The 20722-nt window shown below is 71.9% G+C and carries 14 protein-coding genes, 3 tRNA genes and 2 pseudogenes; 8 read left to right on the top strand and 11 right to left on the bottom strand.

The features are described 5' to 3' along the window. Window positions 1-23: 23 nt before the first annotated feature. From ACIP94_RS03390 to ACIP94_RS03380, 3 genes and pseudogenes are all read left to right on the top strand, one after another. A complete protein-coding gene (locus ACIP94_RS03390) occupies window positions 24-1289 on the top strand; it encodes an NAD(P)/FAD-dependent oxidoreductase (protein WP_402418815.1) in 1266 nt (421 codons plus the stop codon). Window positions 1290-1336: 47 nt separating this feature from the next. After that, window positions 1337-3241 (top strand): annotated as a pseudogene (gene dnaG, locus ACIP94_RS03385) (DNA primase); the annotation flags it as partial. 161 nt (window positions 3242-3402) lie between these two features. After that, complete coding sequence (locus ACIP94_RS03380; protein ID WP_402418812.1) at window positions 3403-4812, top strand: RNA polymerase sigma factor; 1410 nt, start codon at window positions 3403-3405, stop codon at window positions 4810-4812. A 33-nt stretch (window positions 4813-4845) separates the two neighbouring features. On the opposite strand, the gene ACIP94_RS03375 is transcribed toward ACIP94_RS03380, so the two are convergent. From ACIP94_RS03375 to ACIP94_RS03360, 4 genes are all read right to left on the bottom strand, one after another. Next, a complete protein-coding gene (locus tag ACIP94_RS03375) occupies window positions 4846-6774 on the bottom strand; it encodes an ABC transporter ATP-binding protein (protein ID WP_402418809.1) in 1929 nt (642 codons plus the stop codon). Next, a complete protein-coding gene (locus ACIP94_RS03370) occupies window positions 6774-8507 on the bottom strand; it encodes an ABC transporter ATP-binding protein (RefSeq protein WP_402418805.1) in 1734 nt (577 codons plus the stop codon). Before ACIP94_RS03370 ends, ACIP94_RS03375 begins: the two co-directional genes overlap by 1 nt. 343 nt (window positions 8508-8850) lie before the next feature. Further along, window positions 8851-10311, bottom strand: a complete 1461-nt coding sequence (locus tag ACIP94_RS03365) for an FGGY family carbohydrate kinase (RefSeq protein ID WP_402418803.1) — start codon at window positions 10309-10311, stop codon at window positions 8851-8853. Between the two features lie 332 nt (window positions 10312-10643). Next, window positions 10644-10949 carry a YtxH domain-containing protein gene (locus ACIP94_RS03360; protein WP_402418801.1) on the bottom strand — a complete coding sequence of 102 codons (306 nt, stop codon included), beginning with the start codon at window positions 10947-10949 and terminating at the stop codon, window positions 10644-10646. A 164-nt stretch (window positions 10950-11113) separates the two neighbouring features. On the opposite strand from ACIP94_RS03360, the gene ACIP94_RS03355 reads away from it, so the two are divergent. From ACIP94_RS03355 to ACIP94_RS03345, 3 genes are all read left to right on the top strand, one after another. After that, window positions 11114-11186, top strand: a tRNA-Asn gene (locus ACIP94_RS03355). Window positions 11187-11191: 5 nt separating this feature from the next. Further along, window positions 11192-11264, top strand: a tRNA-Asn gene (locus ACIP94_RS03350). Between the two features lie 166 nt (window positions 11265-11430). Next, window positions 11431-11507, top strand: a tRNA-Ile gene (locus ACIP94_RS03345). A 173-nt stretch (window positions 11508-11680) separates the two neighbouring features. Here the strand turns inward: ACIP94_RS03345 and ACIP94_RS03340 are convergent. Further along, on the bottom strand, window positions 11681-12226 hold the full coding sequence (locus ACIP94_RS03340; protein ID WP_402418798.1) for a class I SAM-dependent methyltransferase: 546 nt from the start codon (window positions 12224-12226) through the stop codon (window positions 11681-11683). A 201-nt stretch (window positions 12227-12427) separates the two neighbouring features. Then, window positions 12428-12889, bottom strand: coding sequence for a glycine-rich domain-containing protein (locus ACIP94_RS03335; RefSeq protein ID WP_402418796.1), 462 nt, complete (start codon window positions 12887-12889; stop codon window positions 12428-12430). On the opposite strand from ACIP94_RS03335, the gene ACIP94_RS03330 reads away from it, so the two are divergent. Both ACIP94_RS03330 and ACIP94_RS03325 read left to right on the top strand, forming a co-directional pair. Then, window positions 12888-13058, top strand: coding sequence for a hypothetical protein (locus ACIP94_RS03330; protein ID WP_402418793.1), 171 nt, complete (start codon window positions 12888-12890; stop codon window positions 13056-13058). The two genes, ACIP94_RS03335 and ACIP94_RS03330, sit on opposite strands and share 2 nt — an antisense overlap. Before the next feature lie 293 nt (window positions 13059-13351). After that, window positions 13352-13888, top strand: coding sequence for a MarR family winged helix-turn-helix transcriptional regulator (locus ACIP94_RS03325; RefSeq protein ID WP_402418791.1), 537 nt, complete (start codon window positions 13352-13354; stop codon window positions 13886-13888). 45 nt (window positions 13889-13933) lie between these two features. Here ACIP94_RS03325 and ACIP94_RS03320 read toward each other — a convergent pair. From ACIP94_RS03320 to ACIP94_RS03300, 5 genes and pseudogenes are all read right to left on the bottom strand, one after another. After that, a pseudogene (locus ACIP94_RS03320) lies at window positions 13934-14293 on the bottom strand (hypothetical protein); the annotation flags it as partial. A gap of 112 nt (window positions 14294-14405) precedes the next feature. Beyond that, window positions 14406-16085 carry a chloride channel protein gene (locus ACIP94_RS03315; protein WP_402420352.1) on the bottom strand — a complete coding sequence of 560 codons (1680 nt, stop codon included), beginning with the start codon at window positions 16083-16085 and terminating at the stop codon, window positions 14406-14408. Window positions 16086-16439: 354 nt separating this feature from the next. Beyond that, window positions 16440-17477: a rod shape-determining protein gene (locus ACIP94_RS03310; RefSeq protein WP_402418789.1), complete on the bottom strand. Its 1038-nt coding sequence runs from the start codon at window positions 17475-17477 to the stop codon at window positions 16440-16442. Window positions 17478-17683: 206 nt separating this feature from the next. Continuing rightward, a complete protein-coding gene (locus tag ACIP94_RS03305) occupies window positions 17684-19045 on the bottom strand; it encodes a carboxyl transferase domain-containing protein (RefSeq protein WP_402418786.1) in 1362 nt (453 codons plus the stop codon). Then, window positions 19038-20528, bottom strand: coding sequence for an acyl-CoA synthetase (locus ACIP94_RS03300; RefSeq protein ID WP_402418783.1), 1491 nt, complete (start codon window positions 20526-20528; stop codon window positions 19038-19040). The genes ACIP94_RS03305 and ACIP94_RS03300 overlap by 8 nt, the downstream gene beginning before the upstream one ends. Between the last annotated feature and the right edge of the window lie 194 nt (window positions 20529-20722).

The raw sequence follows: 20722 nt of genomic DNA, 5'->3' as shown, positions 1-20722 counted from the left end.
ACACCCTTACGAGGAGGCATCAAGTGGTCGACGCGGATCAGACATTCGTCATCGTCGGAGGGGGGCTGGCCGGCGCGAAGGCGGCCGAGACGCTCCGCGCGGAGGGCTTCACCGGCCGGGTGATACTGATCTGCGACGAACGCGACCACCCCTATGAGCGCCCACCCCTGTCCAAGGGCTATCTGCTCGGCAAGGAGGAGCGCGACAGTGTCTTCGTCCACGAGCCCTCCTGGTACGCGCGCAACGACGTCGAGCTGCACCTCGGCCAGACCGTCGACGCCATCGACCGCGAGGCGAGGACGGTGCGCTTCGGCGACGACGGCACCCTCGTCCACTACGACAAGCTGCTGCTGGCCACCGGCGCCGAGCCCCGCCGTCTCGACGTCCCCGGCACGGACCTCGCGGGCGTCCACCATCTGCGCCGTCTCGCCCACGCCGAGCGCCTCAAGGGCGTCCTCACCTCGCTGGGCCGGGACAACGGGCACCTCGTCATCGCGGGCGCCGGCTGGATCGGCCTGGAGGTCGCCGCCGCGGCCCGCGAGTACGGCGCGGAGGTCACCGTCATCGAGCCCGAGCCGACCCCCCTGCACGCGGTCCTCGGCCCCGAGCTGGGCAGCCTCTTCGCCGAGCTGCACAGCGAGCACGGCGTCCGCTTCCGCTTCGGGGTACGGCTCACCGAGATCGTCGGCCAGGACGGTGTGGTGCTGGCCGCCCGCACCGACGACGGCGAGGAGCACCCCGCGCACGATGTGCTCGCCGCGATCGGCGCCGCGCCGCGCACCGCGCTCGCCGAGGCCGCGGGCCTGGAGCTGGCCGGCCGTGCGCACGGCGGGGGCGTCGTGGTCGACGAGCGGCTGCGCACCTCCGACCCCGACATCTACGCCGCCGGCGACATCGCCTCCTACCACCTGCCCCTCTTCGGCACCCGGCTGCGCGTGGAGCACTGGGCGAACGCGCTGAACGGCGGTCCGGCGGCGGCCCGCGCCATGCTCGGGCGCGAGGTGACGTACGACCGGGTGCCCTACTTCTTCTCCGACCAGTACGACGTCGGGATGGAGTACTCGGGCTGGGCGCCGCCCGGGTCGTACGACGAGGTGGTGCTCCGCGGTGACGTGGGCAAGCGGCACTTCATCGCGTTCTGGCTGAAGGAGGGGAGGGTGCTGGCCGGCATGAACGTGAACGTGTGGGACGTCACAGAGCGGATCCAGAACCTGATCCGGGCCAGGGCGGCGGTGGACCAGGAGGGCCTGGCGGACCCCGGGGTCCCACTGGAGAGCCTGATCCCGTGAGACGACGGCCGCCGCCCGCTGTCACAGCACCCCCGTAGAATCCCCTCGTGGCAGGACGGATCAACGACGAGGACGTGAAGGCGGTCAGGGACGCGGTCCCGATCGACTCCGTCGTGTCCGAGTACCTCCAGCTGCGCAACGCGGGCGGCGGCAACCTGAAGGGCCTGTGCCCGTTCCACGACGAGAAGTCCCCGTCCTTCCAGGTCAGCCCGAGCAAGGGCCTGTTCCACTGCTTCGGCTGCCAGGAAGGCGGCGACACCATCACCTTCGTGATGAAGGTCGACCACCTCTCCTTCTCCGAGGCCGTCGAGCGCCTGGCCGCCCGCGCCGGCATCACCCTGCGCTACGAGGAGGGCGGGTACAACCCCACCCACCAGCGCGGAGAACGCATCCGCCTTGTCGAGGCCCACCGCCTCGCCGCCGAGTGGTACGCCGAACAGCTCGGCACCAGCCCCGAGGCCGACACGGGGCGCGCCTTCCTGGCCGAGCGCGGCTTCGACCAGGCCGCCGCGGTCCACTTCGGCGTCGGCTACAGCCCCCAGGGCTGGGACCACCTCACCCGCTATCTGCGCGGCAAGGGCTTCAGCGACAAGGAACTGATCCTCTCCGGTCTCTCCCAGGAGGGCCGCCGGGGCCCCATCGACCGCTTCCGCGGCCGGCTGATGTGGCCGATCCGCGACATCGGCGGGGACGTCGTCGGCTTCGGCGCGAGAAAGCTGTACGAGGCCGACAACGGACCCAAGTACCTGAACACGCCCGAGACCGCGCTCTACAAGAAGTCCCAGGTGCTCTACGGCATCGACCTGGCGAAGAAGGAGATCGCGAAGGCGAGCCGCGCGGTGGTCGTCGAGGGCTACACCGACGTCATGGCCTGCCACCTCGCCGGCGTCACCACGGCCATCGCGACCTGCGGTACGGCGTTCGGCGGCGAGCACATCAAGATCCTGCGGCGGCTGCTGATGGACAACGGCTCGGCGCGGGTGATCTTCACCTTCGACGGTGACGCGGCCGGACAGAAGGCGGCCCTGCGGGCCTTCGAGGACGACCAGAAGTTCGCCGCCGAGACCTACATCGCCATCGCGCCGGACGGCATGGACCCCTGCGAGCTGCGTCTCGCCAAGGGCGACGAGGCGGTCGCCGAGCTGGTCGAACCCCGCACGCCGCTCTTCGAGTTCGCGCTCCGCCAGATCGTCGGCCGCTACGACCTGGACACCCCGGCGGGCCGGGCCGCCGCGCTGGACGAGGCGGCGCCGGTCGTCGCCCGGATCAAGAACAGCGGCGCCCAGCACGAGGTCGCGGTCCAGCTCGCCGGCATGCTCGGCATCCTCGACACCCAGTTCGTGGTCAAGCGGGTGGCGCAGCTGGCCCGTTGGGCCCGCGACCGGGGCGGCCGGGGACCGGCGCCGGCCGGACAGCGCGCCCCGCAGGCGTACCAGGCGGCGCCCCGCCCGGCGGTCCGGGGCCCGGCGCTCAACCTCCGCAACCCGGTCTACGCGACCGAGCGGGAGCTGCTCAAACTCGCCCTCCAGCGGCCGGAGATGGTCTCCCCGGCATTCGACGCGTACGGGGTCGACGAGTTCACGGCCGCGCCGTACGCGGCCGTCCGACAGGCGATCATGGACGCGGGGGGCGCCGAGTACGGCGCCCATGACCCGCAGGAGTATCTGGTCCGCGTCCGCGAGGCGGCGCCCGACGACACGGTCCGCGCCATGGTCACGGAGCTGGCGGTTGAGGCGATCATGCTCCGCAAGGAGGTGGACGAGGCCTACGCGGGCGCCCAGCTGGTCACGGTCCGCCGCCGGGCGGTCGAACGCCGCGTCCGTGACATCCAGAGCACCCTGACCCGCCTCGGCACCTACGGCGACCCGGCCCAACTCGCCGCCGTGCAGAACGAGCTGTGGGTCCTGCAACAGTACGACCAGGCACTGCGGGAGCGGGGCGGGGGGGGGGCGGGGGGGGCCCGCCCCCCCCCCCCCCCCCCCCCCGCTCCCGCGTCCCAGGCCATCGGCGCGACGGTCACCCGAGCTGAGTAACCACCCGGTCACGCACCGGACTCAAAAAGTGGTCGCACGCCCCTCGTGGCAGCGATGTGTCGTACCCCACACTGGGTGCGGTGCCTGAGTCCCCGGAGCGCGGCCGGCCCGTCCACGGCGGGTCCGACACCCCCGCGGTTCCGCTCGACGACTACGGGGTGGCCGGTGGGCGGACCACCGGTCCCATCCCCGACGTACCGCTGCCGCAGCCCTCAGCAGCGACATTCCTGGAGGTCGCCCCCGTGCAGACCCAGACCCTGATAGAGACCGAGACCGCCCAAGACGACCCGGACGCCGACGGTGACGTCCTCGCGGCGGTGCCCCCGCAGAGCCGGCTCGGGCGCCGCCCCGAGACGGACGCGGACCCGCGCCCGCCCGGGATGGAGGAGCCGCCCGGGATGGAGGAGCCGCCCGGGATGGAGGAGCCGCCCGGGATGGAGGAGCCGCCCGGGACGGAGAAGCCGCCCGGGATGGAGGAGCCGCCCGAACTCCCCGACGCCGAGCCCCTGGACGCCGCGGAGCCCACCGAGGCCGCACCCGAGCCCGTGGAGCCGCTCCGCGGGCACGCCGACACCGGCGCCCCCTCCTCGGACCTGTTCCGCCAGTACCTGCGCGAGATCGGCCGCATCCCCCTGCTCACGGCCGCCGAGGAGGTCGAACTCGCCCGCCGCGTCGAGGCCGGCCTGTTCGCGGAGGAGAAGCTCACCCACACACCCGACCTCGACACCGAACTCGCCCTGGACCTGGACCGGTTGGTGGTCATGGGCCGGATGGCCAAGCGACGGCTGATCGAGGCCAATCTCCGGCTCGTCGTCTCCGTCGCCAAGCGGTACGTCGGCCGCGGGCTGACCATGCTGGACCTCGTCCAGGAGGGGAACCTCGGCCTGATCAGGGCCGTCGAGAAGTTCGACTACGCCCGCGGCTACAAGTTCTCGACATACGCGACCTGGTGGATCCGCCAGGCCATGTCCCGCGCCCTGGCCGACCAGGCCCGCACCATCCGCGTCCCGGTGCACGTCGTCGAGCTCATCAACCGTGTCGTCCGCGTCCAGCGCCGCATGCTCCAGGAACGCGGCTACGAACCGACACCGGAAGAGGTCGCCGCGCACCTGGATCTGCCCGGCGAGCGGGTCATCGAGGTGCTGCGGCTCGCCCAGGAGCCCGTCTCGCTGCACGCCCCCGTCGGTGAGGAGGACGACGTGGCCCTCGGCGACCTCATCGAGGACGGGGACGCCGCGAGCCCGGTCGAGTCCGCCGCGTTCCTGCTGCTGCGGGAGCACCTGGAGGCGGTCCTGTCCACCCTCGGGGAACGCGAACGCAAGGTCGTACAGCTGCGTTACGGCCTCGTCGACGGCCGTCCCCGCACCCTCGAGGAGATCGGCCGCATCTTCGGCGTGACCCGCGAACGCATCCGCCAGATCGAGTCCAAGACCCTGAACAAGCTCCGGGACCACGCGTTCGCGGACCAGCTGAGGGGCTATCTCGACTGAGAGGGGCCGCTCACGAGGAGCGGCCCCCGGAACTCAGTCGACCTCCGCGACCGCCTGCGCGAACTGCGCCTTGTACAGCCGCGCGTAGGCCCCGTCGGCCGCCAGCAGCTCCTCGTGCGAGCCCTGTTCCACGATGGAGCCGTTCTCCATCACGAGGATCGTGTCCGCGTCCCGGATCGTCGACAGCCGGTGCGCGATGACGAACGACGTCCGTCCGTGCGCCAGCTTCGCCATCGCCTTCTGGATCAGCACCTCGGTCCGGGTGTCGACGGAGCTCGTCGCCTCGTCGAGGACCAGGATCACCGGGTCCGACAGGAACGCCCGCGCGATGGTGATGAGCTGCTTCTCGCCCGCGCTGACGCCCGTGCCCTCGTCGTCGATCACGGTGTCGTAGCCGTCGGGCAGCGTCCGGATGAACCGGTCCGCGTGGGCCGCCCGCGCGGCCTCCTCGATCTCCCCGCGCGTGACCTCGCGTGCGGCGCCGTAGGCGATGTTCTCCGCGATGGTCCCCCCGAACAGCCAGGTGTCCTGGAGCACCATCCCGATCCCGGCCCGCAGTTCGTCGCGCGACATCTTCGCGATGTCGACCCCGTCGAGGGTGATCCGGCCTCCGGAGACGTCGTAGAACCGCATCAGCAGGTTCACCAGCGTCGTCTTGCCCGCTCCGGTCGGGCCCACGATCGCCACCGTGTGCCCCGGCTCCACCGTCAGCGAGAGGTGCTCGATGAGCGGCTTGTCCGGGTCGTAGCGGAACGACACGTCCTCCAGCGCTACCCGCCCGCGCAGCTCCTCGGGGCGCACGCCCGGCGCCGGGTCCGCCGCCTGCTCGTCCGCGTCCAGCAGCTCGAAGACCCGCTCCGCCGAGGCGACACCCGACTGCACGAGGTTCGCCATCGACGCGACCTGTGTCAGCGGCATCGAGAACTGCCGCGAGTACTGGATGAAGGCCTGCACATCACCGATGGACAGCGCACCCGACGCCACCCGCAGGCCGCCCACGACGGCCACCAGCACATAGTTCAGGTTCGACACGAACATCATCAGCGGCTGCATGACGCCGCTGTTGAACTGCGCCTTGAACCCGGCCTCGTAGAGCTGCTCGTTCTGCTCGGCGAACTGCCGCGCCGACTCCTCCTGGCGCCCGAACACCTTCACCAGGGTGTGGCCGGTGTACATCTCCTCGATGTGCGCGTTCAGCCGGCCGGTGGTGCGCCACTGCTGCACGAAGTGCGGCTGCGACCGCTTGCCCACCCGGGTGGCGACGACGAAGGACAGCGGCACGGTCACCAGAGCGACCAGCGCCAGCAGCCACGACACCCAGAACATCACAGCGAGCACGCCCACGATCGTGAGCAGCGAGTTGATGAGCTGCCCCATCGACTGCTGGAGCGTCTGCCCGATGTTGTCGATGTCGTTGGTGGCGCGGCTGAGCACCTCACCGCGCTGCCGCTTGTCGAAGTACGACAACGGAAGCCGCGACAGCTTCGCCTGCACGTCCTCGCGCAGCCGGTAGACGGTCTTGTTGATGGCCCGGTTGGACAGCCGGGTGGAGACCGCCATCAGCAGGCCGGCCACGAGGAACGTCCCCAGCGCGAGCAGCAGGACGTTCCCGACGGCACCGAAGTCGATGCCCTTGCCCGGGGTGAAGTCCGTGCCGGAGAGCATGTCCGCGATGCCGCCCTGGCCCCGGTTGCGCATGGAGGCGAGCACCTGCTCCTTGGTGAGCCCGGCGGGCATCTGCCGGCCGATGATCCCGGCGAACACCAGGTCGGTGGCCTTGCCGAGGATCTTCGGCCCGACCACGGACAGCCCCACGCTCAGCACACCGCAGACCAGCATCGCGATCATGGTGGTGCGTTCGGGCTTGAACTGGGCGAGGAGCCGTTTTCCGGACCCCTTGAAGTCCATCGAGCGCTGGTCGGGGCCGCCCCCGCCCATCATGCGTCCCATGGGCCCGGCCATCAGGCAGCCTCCGCTTCCGTCAGCTGGGAGAGCACGATCTCCCGGTAGGTCTCGTTGCCTGCCATCAGCTCGTGGTGGCGGCCGGTGCCGACGACGCGGCCCTCGTCGAGGACCAGGATCCGGTCGGCGTCCCGGATGGTCGCCACCCGCTGGGCGACGATGACGACGGTCGCCTCCGCGGTCTCCCGCGAGAGCGCCGCGCGCAGGGCCGCGTCGGTCGCGTAGTCGAGCGCGGAGAAGGAGTCGTCGAAGAGGTAGATCTCGGGGCGCTGCACCAGGGTGCGGGCGATGGCGAGACGCTGTCGCTGGCCGCCCGAGACGTTCGTCCCGCCCTGTGCGATGGGGGAGTCGAGGCCGTTCTCCAGCTTCGAGACGAAGTCCTTGGCCTGCGCCACCTCCAGCGCGTGCCACAGCTCCTCGTCGGTGGCGTCCGGATTGCCGTAGCGCAGATTGGTGGCGACCGTCCCGGCGAACAGATACGGCTTCTGCGGGACGAGCCCGACCGTCCTCGCGAGCAGTGCCTGGTCGATCTCCTGGACGTTCACGCCGTCCACGAGCACCTCGCCCTCGGTGACGTCGAACAGGCGGGGGATCAGCCCGAGCAGGGTCGACTTGCCGCTGCCGGTGGATCCGATGACGGCCGTCACCTCACCCGGCCGCGCCGACACGTCGATGCCCTTGAGGACCGGCTCCTCGGCACCCGGGTAGCGGAACCCGGCCCCACGGATCTCCAGATGTCCGTGGCGTCGCAGCTCGGCCACCGGCGCGGTGGGCGGCACGACGCTCGACTCGGTGCCGAGCACCTCCTCGATGCGCTCGGCGCACACCTCCGCGCGCGGCACCATCATGAACATGAAGGTCGCCATCATGACGGACATCACGATCTGCATGAGGTAGGCGAGGAACGCGGTCAGATCGCCGATCTGCATGCCGCCGCTGTCGATGCGGTGCGCGCCGAACCAGACCACGGCGATCGACGAGAGGTTCACCACGGTCATCACCAGGGGAAACATCAGCGCCAGCGTGCGGCCGGTGCCGAGGGACACCTCGGTCAGCTCGGTGTTGGCACCCCGGAAGCGGCCCTTCTCGTAGTCGTCGCGGACGAAGGCGCGGATCACCCGGTTGCCCGAGATCTGCTCGCGCAGCACCCGGTTCACCGTGTCGAGGCGGACCTGCATGCTGCGGAACAGCGGACGCAGCCGGCGCACGACCAGCGTCACGGAGATGCCGAGCACGGGCACCACGGCCACCAGGACGCCGGACAGCGGCACATCCAGACCGAGCGCCATGACGATGCCGCCCACGCACATGATCGGCGCCGAGACCATCAGGGTGAACGTCATCAGGGTGAGCATCTGCACCTGCTGCACGTCGTTCGTGGTGCGGGTGATCAGCGAAGGCGCCCCGAAGTGGCCCACCTCACGGGAGGAGAACGACTGCACCCGGTCGAAGACGGCGGCCCGGAGGTCCCGGCCCACGGCGGACGCGGTACGGGCGCCGAAGTAGACGGCGCCCATGTTGCAGAGGACCTGACCGAGCGAGACCGCGATCATCAGGCCGCCGAAGGTCAGGATGTAGTCCGTGTCCCCCTTCACGACACCGTGGTCGATGATGTGCGCGTTGAGGGTGGGCAGGTAGAGCGTGGCGCAGGTCTGCAGGAACTGCAGCAGCACCAGCAGGGTGATGGGTTTGCGGTATGGGGCCAGGTAGGCCCTCAGAAGTCGTATGAGCACGCGAGATCTCTCGGAGTCGCAGACGGACGGCGGGGCGGGCGGTGATGCACCACCCCCTATCGTCGGACACTCCCCCCGCGTTACCTCAACCGATTAAGCCGACAGCGGTGCCGCCGGGCTGACGCGGCCTCAACCCGGTTGCGCAGGTGGGAAAGGGGACGGGTGGGGCTGGTGCGGGGGACACGCGGCGATGTGACGTGGACGACACAGGGGGCAGCAGGCCGCGCCGTGGGTGCCGCGGGGATCGCGGGCGCCCGGTTCGCCGTCGCCGGCGTCATGCGTCCGTCCGGGTGAGGGGCGCGTACGCGGTCCTGCCCCTGCCCGACGGCCTACGACCCATGGGCTACGGCTGCGACCGGAACGCCCCCGGGTGCGTCTGCTCGCGTACCGACACGTACTGCTGACGTACCGCCTGGCCCACGGCCAGGTCGTCGCCGGGCTCCAGGACCTGTGCCACCGCGCCCTGCCAGGCCGGCGGGGTGCGCGGGTCGAGGGTGCCCCGCGATACGCCGAGGGACCAGGCCGCCTGCCGGGCCGCGCCGATCGCCGCGTAGTCGGCGGGCTGGGGCACCACCACCTGCACGCCGAACAGGGCGGGCGCCGCCGCCTGTACCGCGGGCAGCTCCGCGGCGGCACCGAGCAGGAAGATCCGCCGCACCTCCACCCCGCGTCCGCGCAGCACGTCCAGGGCGTCCGCGAGCCCGCACAGCATCCCCTCGAACGCGGCGCGCGCGAGGTGCTCGGGCCTCATCGACTCGCGCCGCAGCCCGGCCAGGGTGCCCGCGGTGTGCGGCAGATCCGGGGTCCGCTCGCCCTCCAGATAGGGCAGGAGCACCAGTCCGTGGGAGCCGGGCGTCGACTTCATGGCCAGTTGCGACAGCGACTCCAGGTCGGGCACGCCGAGGAGTTCGGCGGTGCCGCGCAGGGTGCGCACGGCGTTGAGCGTGGTCACCACCGGCAGGTGCATGCCCGTCGCGTCCGCCAGGGAGGTGATCATCCCGGTGGAGTCGACGAGCGCCTCGGGGTGTACGGCCATCACGGACCCGGAGGCGCCGAGCGAGACGACCGCGTCGCCGAGCCCGATGCCGAGGCCCAGGGCGGCGGCCATGGTCTCGCCGGTGCCCGCGGAGATCAGCAGCCCCTCGGGTGTCGTGCCCGCCGCCTCCGAGGGGCCGAGCACGTCGGGGAGCGCGGCCTGGTGGCCGAGCGCCAGCTCGACGAGGTCGGTGCGGTAGGCGCCGGTCGCCGCCGACCAGTACCCGGTGCCGGAGGCCCCGCCGCGATCGGTGGTCCGTCTCAGGGGCCGCCCGAGCAACTGCCACACCAGCCAGTCGTGGGCTTGCAGCAGCAGCGCGGTGCGCCGCGCGTTGTCGGGTTCGCTCCTGGCGAGCCAGCGCAGCTTGGTCACGGGCTGCGCGGCCTGCGGGACACACCCGACGGCCTCGGCCCAGGCCTGCCGTCCGCCGAGGGCGTCGATGAGGTCGGCCGCCGCGACCTGCGCCCGCCTGTCGCCGCCGACCAGCGCGGGCCGCACGGTGGTGCCCTGGGCGTCCAGCGGGACCAGCGCGTTCTGCTGCGCCGAGACACCGATGGCCTGCACGCCCTCCAGGAGCCCGCCGCCGGCCGCCTCCCCCAGGGACAGCAGCCAGGCCTGCGGATCGACGTCGGAGGGACGGCCGCCACCCTCGGAACTCGCCACCGGATGCGGCGCATATCCCTGCCTGAGCACGGACCCCGTGTCCGTGTCGCAGACGACGATACGAGTGAAATCGGGCGAACTGTCCAACCCGGCGACTATCCCCATGACGGGAATTCTGCCGTACGGAGGGGAGTGGCCGCGTCGTCCCGGGAAGGCGGCGGGACTGTCCCCGGACAGGCGGGGGACTCCCCGTGCGACACGCCGCCCCGGGCGGCGTGAGCGCTCGGTTCGGCGATCGGGCGTGCCAGATGGGGCGGACGCGACGGACGGGGTGGACGCGGCGGCAACGGTCAGTTGCCGCCGAGGCCGTAGCGGCAGGTGGTTCTGGTGCGACAGCTGCTGCCTAGGTCGTAGCGGCAGTGGTGCTGGTGCGAGAGCCGCTGCCTAGGCCGTAGCGGCAGTGGTGCCGGATGCGACAGCCGCTGCCAAGGCGGGGTTCAGGTGTTGCTGGTGCCCCAGTCGTCCACGCCGGAGCCGTTCGCGTTCCGCTCCCGCAGCGAGCGCACCCGTCCGGCGACCGAGGCGGGCATGCGGTCGCCGACCTTGTCGCTCACCGCGTGGTACGCCTTGCCGGCGATCTCGCGCCCCTGCTGGGCGGCCGTCTCGGCGGTGTTGCGCACGGCGGGGTTCTGGGCGACCTGGCGGGCGGACTTCTTCAGCTGTTCGTAACGTTCGCGTCCGGCTCGTGTGCCGAGCACATAGCCCAGGACAAGCCCGGCGACGAACGTGAGCCGATAGCGCATGGCGGCCATCCTTCCCTTGCGTCTGCGTCGTCCCTTGCGTGGGCATCCGGCGCGGCGGGTACCGATTGGCGGAGCACCCCTCTGCTTGCGCTAATGTATGTGTCGCAGCGAGCGCGCGCCCCCTGGCGGATACCCAGGAGGGTACGTTCGATGCAACGAGGCATTCCTCCGTAGCTCAATTGGCAGAGCAGCCGGCTGTTAACCGGCAGGTTACTGGTTCGAGTCCAGTCGGGGGAGCTCGGTCCTCCGTAGCTCAATTGGCAGAGCAGCCGGCTGTTAACCGGCAGGTTACTGGTTCGAGTCCAGTCGGGGGAGCGTCTGAAGAGGACCCCTCAGGGGTCCTTTTTCATGTCCGCAGGAACCGTCACGCCCACGGCGGAGTCCTCAAGGTCACGAGTAGCCGACCATCCGAAGCAGGAGATCGTATGAGCGGCTATGCTGCGGCAGACGGCGCGCACACATGTACGCGACGCGCCGTGACGGGGCGGTAGCTCAGCCGGTTAGAGCAGCGGACTCATAATCCGTCGGCCGTGGGTTCGAGTCCCACCCGCCCCACCAGAGCCTGCCGGTGCAGGAACGTTTTCACCTGTGGTGACGCGTTGGCCCCCTTCCACTGAAGGGGGTTTCGTCGTCTCAGAAGATCGATAGCTGGCCCGCTGCTGGCCCGAAGGGCAGACGATCAAGACATGAAGCGGCCCCAGCCGGGTCGGGGTCCCAGCTGGGGCCGTCAGCTATCCGCGGGCTTGGATGATCAACGTCCCTACGGTTCTCGGCCCGGGCGGCGCCGCCAGGACCGTCGCGTGCACGTCCGTGTAGCCGTACTCCTTGAGGATGCGCTCCCATAGGTCGGGCTCGTAGTCCCACCGCTTCACCACGGCGGGGTCCTCGTCGGGGCCGCGCGGGATGTACGAGGCCTGGCAGCCGTAGCAGCCCTCGACGGGCGGTCGCTGCGAGAACACGAGCCTGCCGCCCGGGCGCAGCCGCTCACGCACCACTGGCAGCAGCCGGTCGGGGTCGGTGAACCACAGTGCCCCGTGCACCGAGTAGACCGCATCGAATGGCGCGTCGGCCGCCTGCAGGTACGCGACGGCCTCGGCCTGGTGCGGCTCCAGGCCTGGCGTCTGCCCCCACCGCTCGCGGGCCGCGCGCAGCTGCGCGGGGGAGACGTCTACGCCGACGGCCTGCACGCCGAGGGCGGCGAGGTGCGCGGCGTTGCCGCCCTTCCCGCAGCCCAGATCTAGGACGCGGGCGCCCGCCTCGACCTCGAGGAGTTCCACGCCGGGTCCGTGGTCGGGGTACTGCGTCCAGCTGAACCAGGTTGTCTCGCCGCGGGCGTTTGTCGGCCGGCGTTCGGGCCGCTGTCGTGAGTAGGTGTCCCAGGCGATCGCCGTGTCTGTCAGGTCTTGCTCCGCTCATAGGGCCAGCCGCCCGGCTGTGACACCGGACGGCTGGAGTGTCCTACAGGGGCTTGCTGGTTGTCAGCCGCTCTTGGGGCTGTCGTGGCATCCGGCGTGGCACTGGTGGCACTCGGCGGACGCTCCCCACAGCTCGGCGTCCACCGTGTACCCGGCCGCGCGGATCGCGGTCAGGGTCCGCTCCCGTGTCTCCTCAGCGCCGCCCGGGAGTTCCTCGTCCTCGTCGGTCGGAACGTGGTGGACGAACCGGCCGACGACCCGCTGGCAGAAGTCGGCGTAGTCGGCGGTGTGCAGGATGAAGGCGTGCCAGCCGAAGTCGACCAGCATGCTCGGGGCGAGGGACTGGCCGGGCTGCTGTCCGGAGGCGGCGATGAACGCGGCCGCCTGGCCGACGATGCGGCGCGCGGTCGCCTCGTCGATTGTCGGGTGGTCGGTGGTGATGCGACGGGTGAGTCGGTTGGTCACCTCCGGGTCGACCAGGGTGAGCGGGTCGGTGGCGCTCACCGAGTCGTTCACCACGGGCATGCCCACCGAACTCGAGGCTGCGACTCTCCGCATCGGCAGCGGGGTCCCGGTCCTGCGCTACACCCGTCGACACATCTCCGACATCGGCCGGATCGTCGAGGTCGCCCACCCGATCGTGCGCCGCGGCGACACCACCATCGTGGACTTCGTCATCGACCTGGACGACTGACCCCGAGCATGACGAAACGCCCCCTGCACAGCCCCGCTCTCCGGTGTCGCGGTACCGCCCTGCACCGACGGAATCATCGAGGCCCGAGACTTCGAGGGCCGTTTCTGCCCGCTCACCGAACGCGCCCATCCGCTCAGGGAAAGCGGCCCCGAGACCGCGGCGGGCGGTCTCCTCCGCGGTTCCGGCGAAGTGGCCCGGGAGCGGCCGCCCTCCTTCGCCCTGCCGCATTGCGCAAGGAAGATCTGTTCCCATCGAATGAGAGCACGGCGACTTCGGCACGGTAGAAAGGACCTATGCCGGAGCGAGAGACCCCCACGGGCGCCTTGGACGATGTCGACGCGGTCACCAGAGCGGTGCTGACCGCTTCCCGCTTGCTGGTGGCGGTCTCCGCCCGCTCGCTCGCCGCGGTGGAGGAGCGGGTGACCCTCGCCCAGTTCCGGATGCTGGTGGTCTTGTCCACCCGGGGAACGACCAAGCTGGTCGCGCTGGCCGAACTGCTCCAGGTGGCACCGTCCACCGCCATGCGCATGATCGACCGGCTCATCGCCGCCGGGCTCGCGGAGCGGCAGACCAATCCCGCGAACCGTCGCGAGACCCTGCTGACGCTGACCGAGGAAGGCCGGCGGACCGTCGAAGACGTCACCGCCCGGCGCCGTGCCGAGATCGCCGCCATCGTCGAACGGCTCCGTCCGACCGAGCGGCTGGCGCTCATCGAGGCTCTCAACGCCTTCAACGAGGTGGGCGGAGAACCTCCGGCCCCGGGGCCGGAGGATCCGGAGCCGCACCCGCTCGGGTGGATCGTGGACGGAGCGATGGCCCACGACGCTTGACGCTCTCCCGGGCGCCCCGGCCGACACGCCACGGCCCGCCGCTGATCAACCCGTCGTCGGCGTGGCGGACGGCGAGGGTGTGGCCGTGTCCGTCGGCACCCCTGGGGGCGGGGTGAGGGCGACCACGGGTTCACCGGGCTGTGGCGGCGGTGGTGCGACCTGGGAGGCCGGGAGCTTCGGCGGCGCGGGGTCGTCTCCTGCACGTTGACCTGGTCGAAGTTGACCAGACCGGTGTTCTCCAGGACGGTGATGTGGTCCAGGACGACGTCGTTGGCCTGGTTGGCCAGCTCGCGGACCAGGGTGTTCTCGGTGGCGGCTCGGATCTTTTGCGACGGCCGGGAAGATCCGGCCGTGCGTCACCCGCAGGATGTTGGCCAGGTCGGAGTCGAACTGCTTGCCGTTGTCTGGATGCACGGCCCCTCTTAACCTTTGCCCTGGGTAAAGATTGCATCATGCTGCATAGCGTGGGTCAGATGATGCGGTTCGGCCTGCGGCGACCCGCTCCGATGCGATGAGCTCAGGCGGTCGCGTGCACGGCGCGCAGGGCGCTCTGGTGGCTGAGCCAGCCGACCGGCCTTCCCTGTTCGGCGTCGAGGACGGGTATCCCGGTTCCAGCGGCGGAGAGCAGGGCGTGCAGGGCCTGGGCGAGGGGCTGGTCCGGGGTGACGGGGGCGGGTGGCTCGGCGAGCTGCTCGACCGTCGCCGGTGCCGCGTCCGGCTGTTCCGCGAGGGCTTCGGCAACCGCCTGTGCGGTGACGATGCCGGCGTACTTCCCGGTGTCGTCGATCACCGGGAGCGCGCCGTGGCCGGACAGGCTCAGCAGGTCGGCGGCGTCCGCCAGAGCCGTGGTCGCGGGCAGGGGGGAGGGTAGCGGTTCCATGACGGTGCCGACGTGCTGGGAGCCGAGGCGCGCTCCGGGGGCGGGACCCTCGAGGTCGATGCCGCGGCGACGGAGCTTGAGTGTGTAGATGGTGTCGCGGGAGAGCAGGCGGCTGGTGGCGGTGGCCAGCACGATGGCCAGCATCAGGGGCAGGATGATCGAGTACTCGCCGGTCAGCTCGAAGAGAATCACCACGGCGGTGATCGGCGCCCGCGCCCCGCCCGCGAAGGTGGCACCCATGCCGATCAGGGCGTATGCGCCGACCGCGCCTGCGGTGCCGGGCAACAGGTGGTGGACGCCGATGCCGTACGCCGAACCGAGCATCGCGCCGATGAAGAGGCTGGGCGCGAAGACGCCGCCCGAGCCGCCGATGCCGATGGTCAGGCTGGTGGCCAGCATTTTGCCGAGCAGCAGCAGGAGCAGGAAACCGATCGCGTAGCCGCCCTCGGTCGCCTTCTCCAGCACCGGGTAGCCGACGCCGTACATCTCCGGCAGGGCCAGCAATACCAGGCCGAGGGCGAGACCGCCGACCGCCGGGCGCAGCCACTCGGGGCCGCGCCAGGCCCGGTCGCAGGCGTCCTCGATCAGGTACAGGAACCGCGAGAAGCCCACCCCGACAACGGCCGCGACGATGCCGAGCAGGGCGAACAGGCCGTACTGGGCGAGGTGGTCGATGTGGAAGTCCGGCAGATCCAGGAAGGCCGTGTCACCGAAGGCGGCCCGTCCGATGACGCTCGCGGTGACGCTGGCCAGCACCGTCGCGCCGAACGCCTCCGCCGAGAAGGTGCCCAGGATCAGCTCCATGGCGAAGAACACGCCGGCCAGGGGAGCGTTGAAGGTGGCCGCGATGCCGCCCGCCGCACCGCAGGCAACCAGGAGCCTTGTACGGCCCTCGGTTGCTTTGGTCACGCGGCCCAGCGTGGAGCCGAGCGCGGAGCCGATCTGCACGATCGGGCCCTCGCGGCCGACCGAGCCGCCGGAGCCGATGGTCAGGGCCGAGGCGAGCGTCTTCACGACGGCGACCTTGGGGCTGATCCGCCCGCCGCGCTGGGCTACGGCGAGCATCACCTCGGGCACGCCGTGCCCGCGTGCCTCCTTGGCGAACCGGTTGACCAGGGGGCCGTAGAGCAGGCCGCCGATCACCGGGGCGAGGAGAACGAAGTACGGGCCCAGCCACGGCACGTGCGGATTGCTCGCGCCGGGAGAGGCGGCGTAGTCGGCGTGGCCGGACAGCAGGCGGGTGAACGTCTTGATGCACCAGCGGAAGACGACCGAGCCCGCGCCCGCTCCGGCGCCGACCACCACGGCCAGTGCCATCACGCCCCACGAGGCGTTACGCATCTTCGCGCGCCGGGGCCCCGGTGCGGCGCCGATCGTTGCCGCGATGGACCCCTGCTGCTTGTTCCTTGCCGCCGGTATGGCGCTCATCGACACCCCTTCCTCACGTTTGCATTATGCAAAACTAATCGAGGGGTGCGCCACCGGCCGAGGAACCGGACGCCCTGTGCGATCTGCTCGCCCGGCTCACCTCTCAGGCCGCGGTGAGCGGCGGATCAGGCACGTCGTGGACGGTGAACTGCGCGGTGCCGTGAGCGTGCGGGTGATCCACCGGCCGGCGCCCGAGTCCGCGCGGGAACTGCGGGCGCCGGTCGCACGGTGGTGGTCCCGGGGTCAGGCCGCCAGCGGGTTCAGGGTCAGGGGTTTGATCCTGCCTTCCAGCATGGCGCCCAGGCCCTGCACGGCGCAGATGTCGGGGCGTTCGGCGATGCGCACCGGCATGCCGGTCCACTGGCGCAGCATCTGGTCGAGACCCGGCAGCAGGGCGCTGCCGCCGACCATCATGATGCCGCGGTCGGCGAGGTCGGCCACCAGGTCGGGCGGGCAGTCCCGCAGTACCTTGCCGATGCCGTCGAGCACGGCCGTCAGCGGGGTCTCGATCGCCTCCCGTACCGCCGCCGTGTCGACCTTCACCGAGCGCGCCAGCCCGGTCGCCACGTCCCGGCCGAGAATCTCGGTGCCGGTGGTGCCGTCGGGGGCGCCCCCGGTGCCGGAGAGGGCCAGCCGCAGGGGCCGCACGGACTGGCTCGGCAGCATCAACGCGTGTTCGTGGCGCAGATGCTGGACGATCGCGTGGTCGACGGCCTCGCCGCCCACCGGGATCCGTTCCGCGGTCACGATGTTCCCCAGCGACAGGACGGCGATCTGGGTGGCGGCGGCACCGCACACCATGATCATGGAGGCCTCGGGCTGCTCGACGGGCAGCCCGCAGCCCACAGCGGCGGCGACCAGGGTGTCGACCAGCTCCACCCGGCGCGCCCCCAGCCCGACGAGCGTCTCCACCGCCGCGCGCTGGGCCAGCGGGTCCGCGTCGTGCGGGGTGCAGGCGGCGGCCCGTAGCCGGGGCTTGCGGCGCAGGGTGCGGCGCAGTTTCTCACCGAGGAGATGGCGCAGCATGCGCTGGGCCATCTCGATGTCGACGACGGTGCCGCCGGACACCGGCCGCATCACACGGATGTACGAGGGGGTCCGGCCCGTCATCTTCTCGGCCAGCTCGCCGACCGCTATCAGCGCCCCGGTCCGGGTGTTCACCGCCGCGGCGCTCGGCTGGTCGACGACCAGCCCCGAGCCCTTGACATACACACGGGTCCTGGCCGCGCCGAGGTCGACAGCGAGATGGCATCGGCGCAGCTGGTCCAGGCTGACGGTCATGCGGTACCTCCCGAGAACGGACCGCGGGAGGCCGCCGGTCGGCGGGCCTCTCCCTCAGCATCGTCGCCCGGCCCGAGTGACCTCGCCCCTTGAAGAGGGCCAGGCGGGTTCACCCAATCGGGTGTGCTCGGGTGCGTCGGGTCCCGGGAAACCGGTATGCGTCCCCCGTCCGAGCGCCGTGCCCGCGGGCATCGGTGCCCCGTGGGTCACCCGGGTGGCGGCGGCAGGATGGTCCTCTCGCCGGCGATCCCCCGTACCACCCCGAGGGCTACCAGATCCTGGGGGCGCACGCACAGCTGGTCAGCCGTCGCCCGCACCTGGTCCGCCGGGCGCTTGAGTATCGCGGCGGCCAGCTCCGGTGCGATGACCGAGAAGTAGCTGTCCGGGGTGGCCCAGGTGTTGTCCGGTGCGGCCAGGGCGAGCGCCCCGCCCGAGCCGCCCTCGCCGATCACCAGGGTGGTCAGCGGCGTACGGGCCGTCGCCACGGCGGTGAACAGGTCCGCGATGGCCGCGCCCACGCCCTGGCGTTCGGCCTCCGCGTCGTTGGCGGCGCCCGGCGTGTCCACCAGCGTCAGCACGGGCACGGACAGGGCGTCGGCCAGCCGGATCAGCCGGGCGGCCGTGCGGTATCCGGCGGGGCGGGTCGCGGTGCCGGTCTGGGCGGCGTAGGCGATCGTACGGCCGTCGTGGCTGCCGAAGCCGCACAGCATGCCGTCCGTGTCCCGGCCGCCGCCGCGGTCGCCGCCGAGCGCCGCGCGGCGGGTGAAGTACGCGTCCAGATACGCCCGGGCACGGGGCCGCCCCGGATCCCGGGCGCGCCGTACGGCGTCCCAGCCGGTCGCCGGGAGGTCCGCCGCGCCCAGTGCCCGGGGCACCGGGGCGGGTTCGGCCGAGGGCGCCGCCAGCAGCCCCAGCCACAGGCCCACCGCCGCCCGCAGCTCCCCGTGCGGTACCACCGCGTCGACCGTACCCGCTGCCACCTGCGCCTCCGCCGTGTACGCCGCCGGGTCCGCGTCCGGCGGGCGCACCCGGGAACCCGCGAAGCCCACCTGGGCGCCCGGCAGGGCCAGCACCACGTCGGCGCCCGCGCCCAGCGTGGCCCAGCCGCCGCCGGTCGTCGGGTCCCGCAGGACCGCGAGCTGCGCGAGCCCGGCCGCACGGGTGAGCGCCGACTGCCGGGCCACGCGCTGAAGCTGGGTCAGCGCGAGCATGCCCTCCTGCATCCGGCTGCCACCCGTCGCGACCAGCGAGACGACCGGCAGCCGGTGCGCACGGGCGTAGGTGTGCGCGGTCTCCAGCCGGTCGCCGGTGCGCTCGCCGAGCGAGCCGCCCAGGAAGCCGAACTCGAATGCGATCAGCACCGCCGGGGTGGAGCCGACGGTGCCGCGCCCGACGACCACGGACTCCGTCTCGCCGGTGCCCGCGGTGGCACGGGCGCGCGAGGCGTCGTAGCCCGTCCATCCGAGCAGGCCGTTCGGGCCGGATCGTGCGGCCGGCAGGCCCGGCAGTTCCGTGAAGTCGTCGGTGACGAGGGCGAGCGCCTCCCGTGCGGACAGGCGTTCAGGCATCGCCCAGTGCCCGCTTCATGATCTTGCCCATGTCGTTGCGGGGCAGGGCGTCGAGATAGCGGACCGTGCGGGGCCGCTTGTGCGGGGCGAGCCGGCGGGCCACATGGTCGGCCAGCTCGTCGGCGCCGGGCAGGACCGCGGGGTCGGCCGGCACCACCCAGGCGACGATCCGCTCGCCCAGGTCGTCGTCGGGTTCTCCGGTGACGGCGGCCTCCCGCACCCCAGGGTGTTCCAGAAGCGCGTTCTCGATCTCGCCCGCCCCGATCTTGTACCCACCGCTCTTGATCAGGTCGGTGGCCTTGCGGCCCACGATGCGCACATAACCGTCGGGCTCGCGCACCGCCATGTCCCCGGTACGGAACCAGCCGTCGTCGGTGAAGGCGGCGGCGGTGGCGTCGGGCCGGTTGAGGTACCCGGTGAACAGGTTCGGGCCGCGCACCTGGATCTCGCCGACCGTCTCCCCGTCGTACGCCGGGATCGGCGTGCCGTCCTCCTCGACGAGCCGCAGGTCCACCCCCGGCAGCGGCACGCCCACCGTGCCCGCGCGCGGCTCCCCGTCCGCGCGGACGCTGGTGTTCATCAGCGTCTCCGTCATGCCGTACCGCTCGATCACCCGGCGCCCGGTCGCGGCGGCGATCCGCTCGTGGTCGTGCACCGGCAGCGCGGCGGACCCGGAGACCAGCAGCCGGGCCCCGGCGAGCGCCTTGGCCAGCTCCGGGTCGCCGGGCAGGGCCTCCGCGATCCGGTGGTACATGGTCGGCACCCCGAACAGCATGGTCGCCCCGGCGCTCAGTTCGCGGGCCACGCCGTCCGTGCCGAAGCGCCCCAGGTGCCGTACGGAGCCGCCGCGCCGCAGCGGGCCCAGGACGCCGAGCACCAGCCCGTGCACATGGAACAGCGGCAGCCCGTGCACGAGGACGTCGTCCCCGGTCCACTGCCAGGCGTCGGCGAGCGCGTCGAGGGTGGAAGCCACGGCCCTGCGGGGGATGAGGGCGCCCTTGGGCGGGCCGGTGGTCCCGGAGGTGTAGACGACGAGGGCGGGACTCTCGTCGTCGACCTCGGCGGGCGCGTACGCTCCCTTGCCGCGTACGTCGACGTCCACGCGCTCCAAAACCCTTAGGGGCTCGGGCAGTTCGTCGCCGGGCGCGGCCAGGACGAGCGACGGCGCGCTGTCCGCCAGGATGTGCCCCAGCTCGCGCTCCCCCGACTTGGGGTTGAGCGGGACGACGGGCACTCCGGCGGTCAGCGCGGCCACCACCGCGACGGCGGTCTCCAGCGAGGGCGTGGCCCACAGGGCCACCCTCCGGGCCGCCTCCTCCGTGGCGGTCGGCTCCGTGCCGGCGGATACCGCCCCGCCCAGTCTCCTGGCGAGCGCTCCCGCCGCCGCGGCCAGCTCGGCATGGGAGAGGGCCCGCTCCCCGAACCGCAGCGCGGGCCGCCGCGCCGCCGCGGGGTCGGTCAGGGCCGGAAAGAGGGAGGGCACTCGGGACTCCTCGCGTCGAAGCGGACGTGACGTGGTGATGCGGCGTGATGCGGAGTGGTGCGGAGTGGTGCGGAGTGGTGCGGACATCGGATCCGTTCCTACACCAGAGCGAGCGAAACCCGCCTTCGCCGTGACGGAGACCTCACTCCGCTGCTGCGGCCTCACCGAAGGCGAAGGTCAACACGGGGTGCCGA

The sequence above is a fragment of the Streptomyces sp. NPDC093261 genome (genome assembly GCF_044753645.1).
GTDB lineage: Bacteria > Actinomycetota > Actinomycetes > Streptomycetales > Streptomycetaceae > Streptomyces.
The sequence above is the reverse complement of the archived record's forward strand: the minus strand, read 5'-3'. Positions and strand labels throughout refer to the sequence as shown.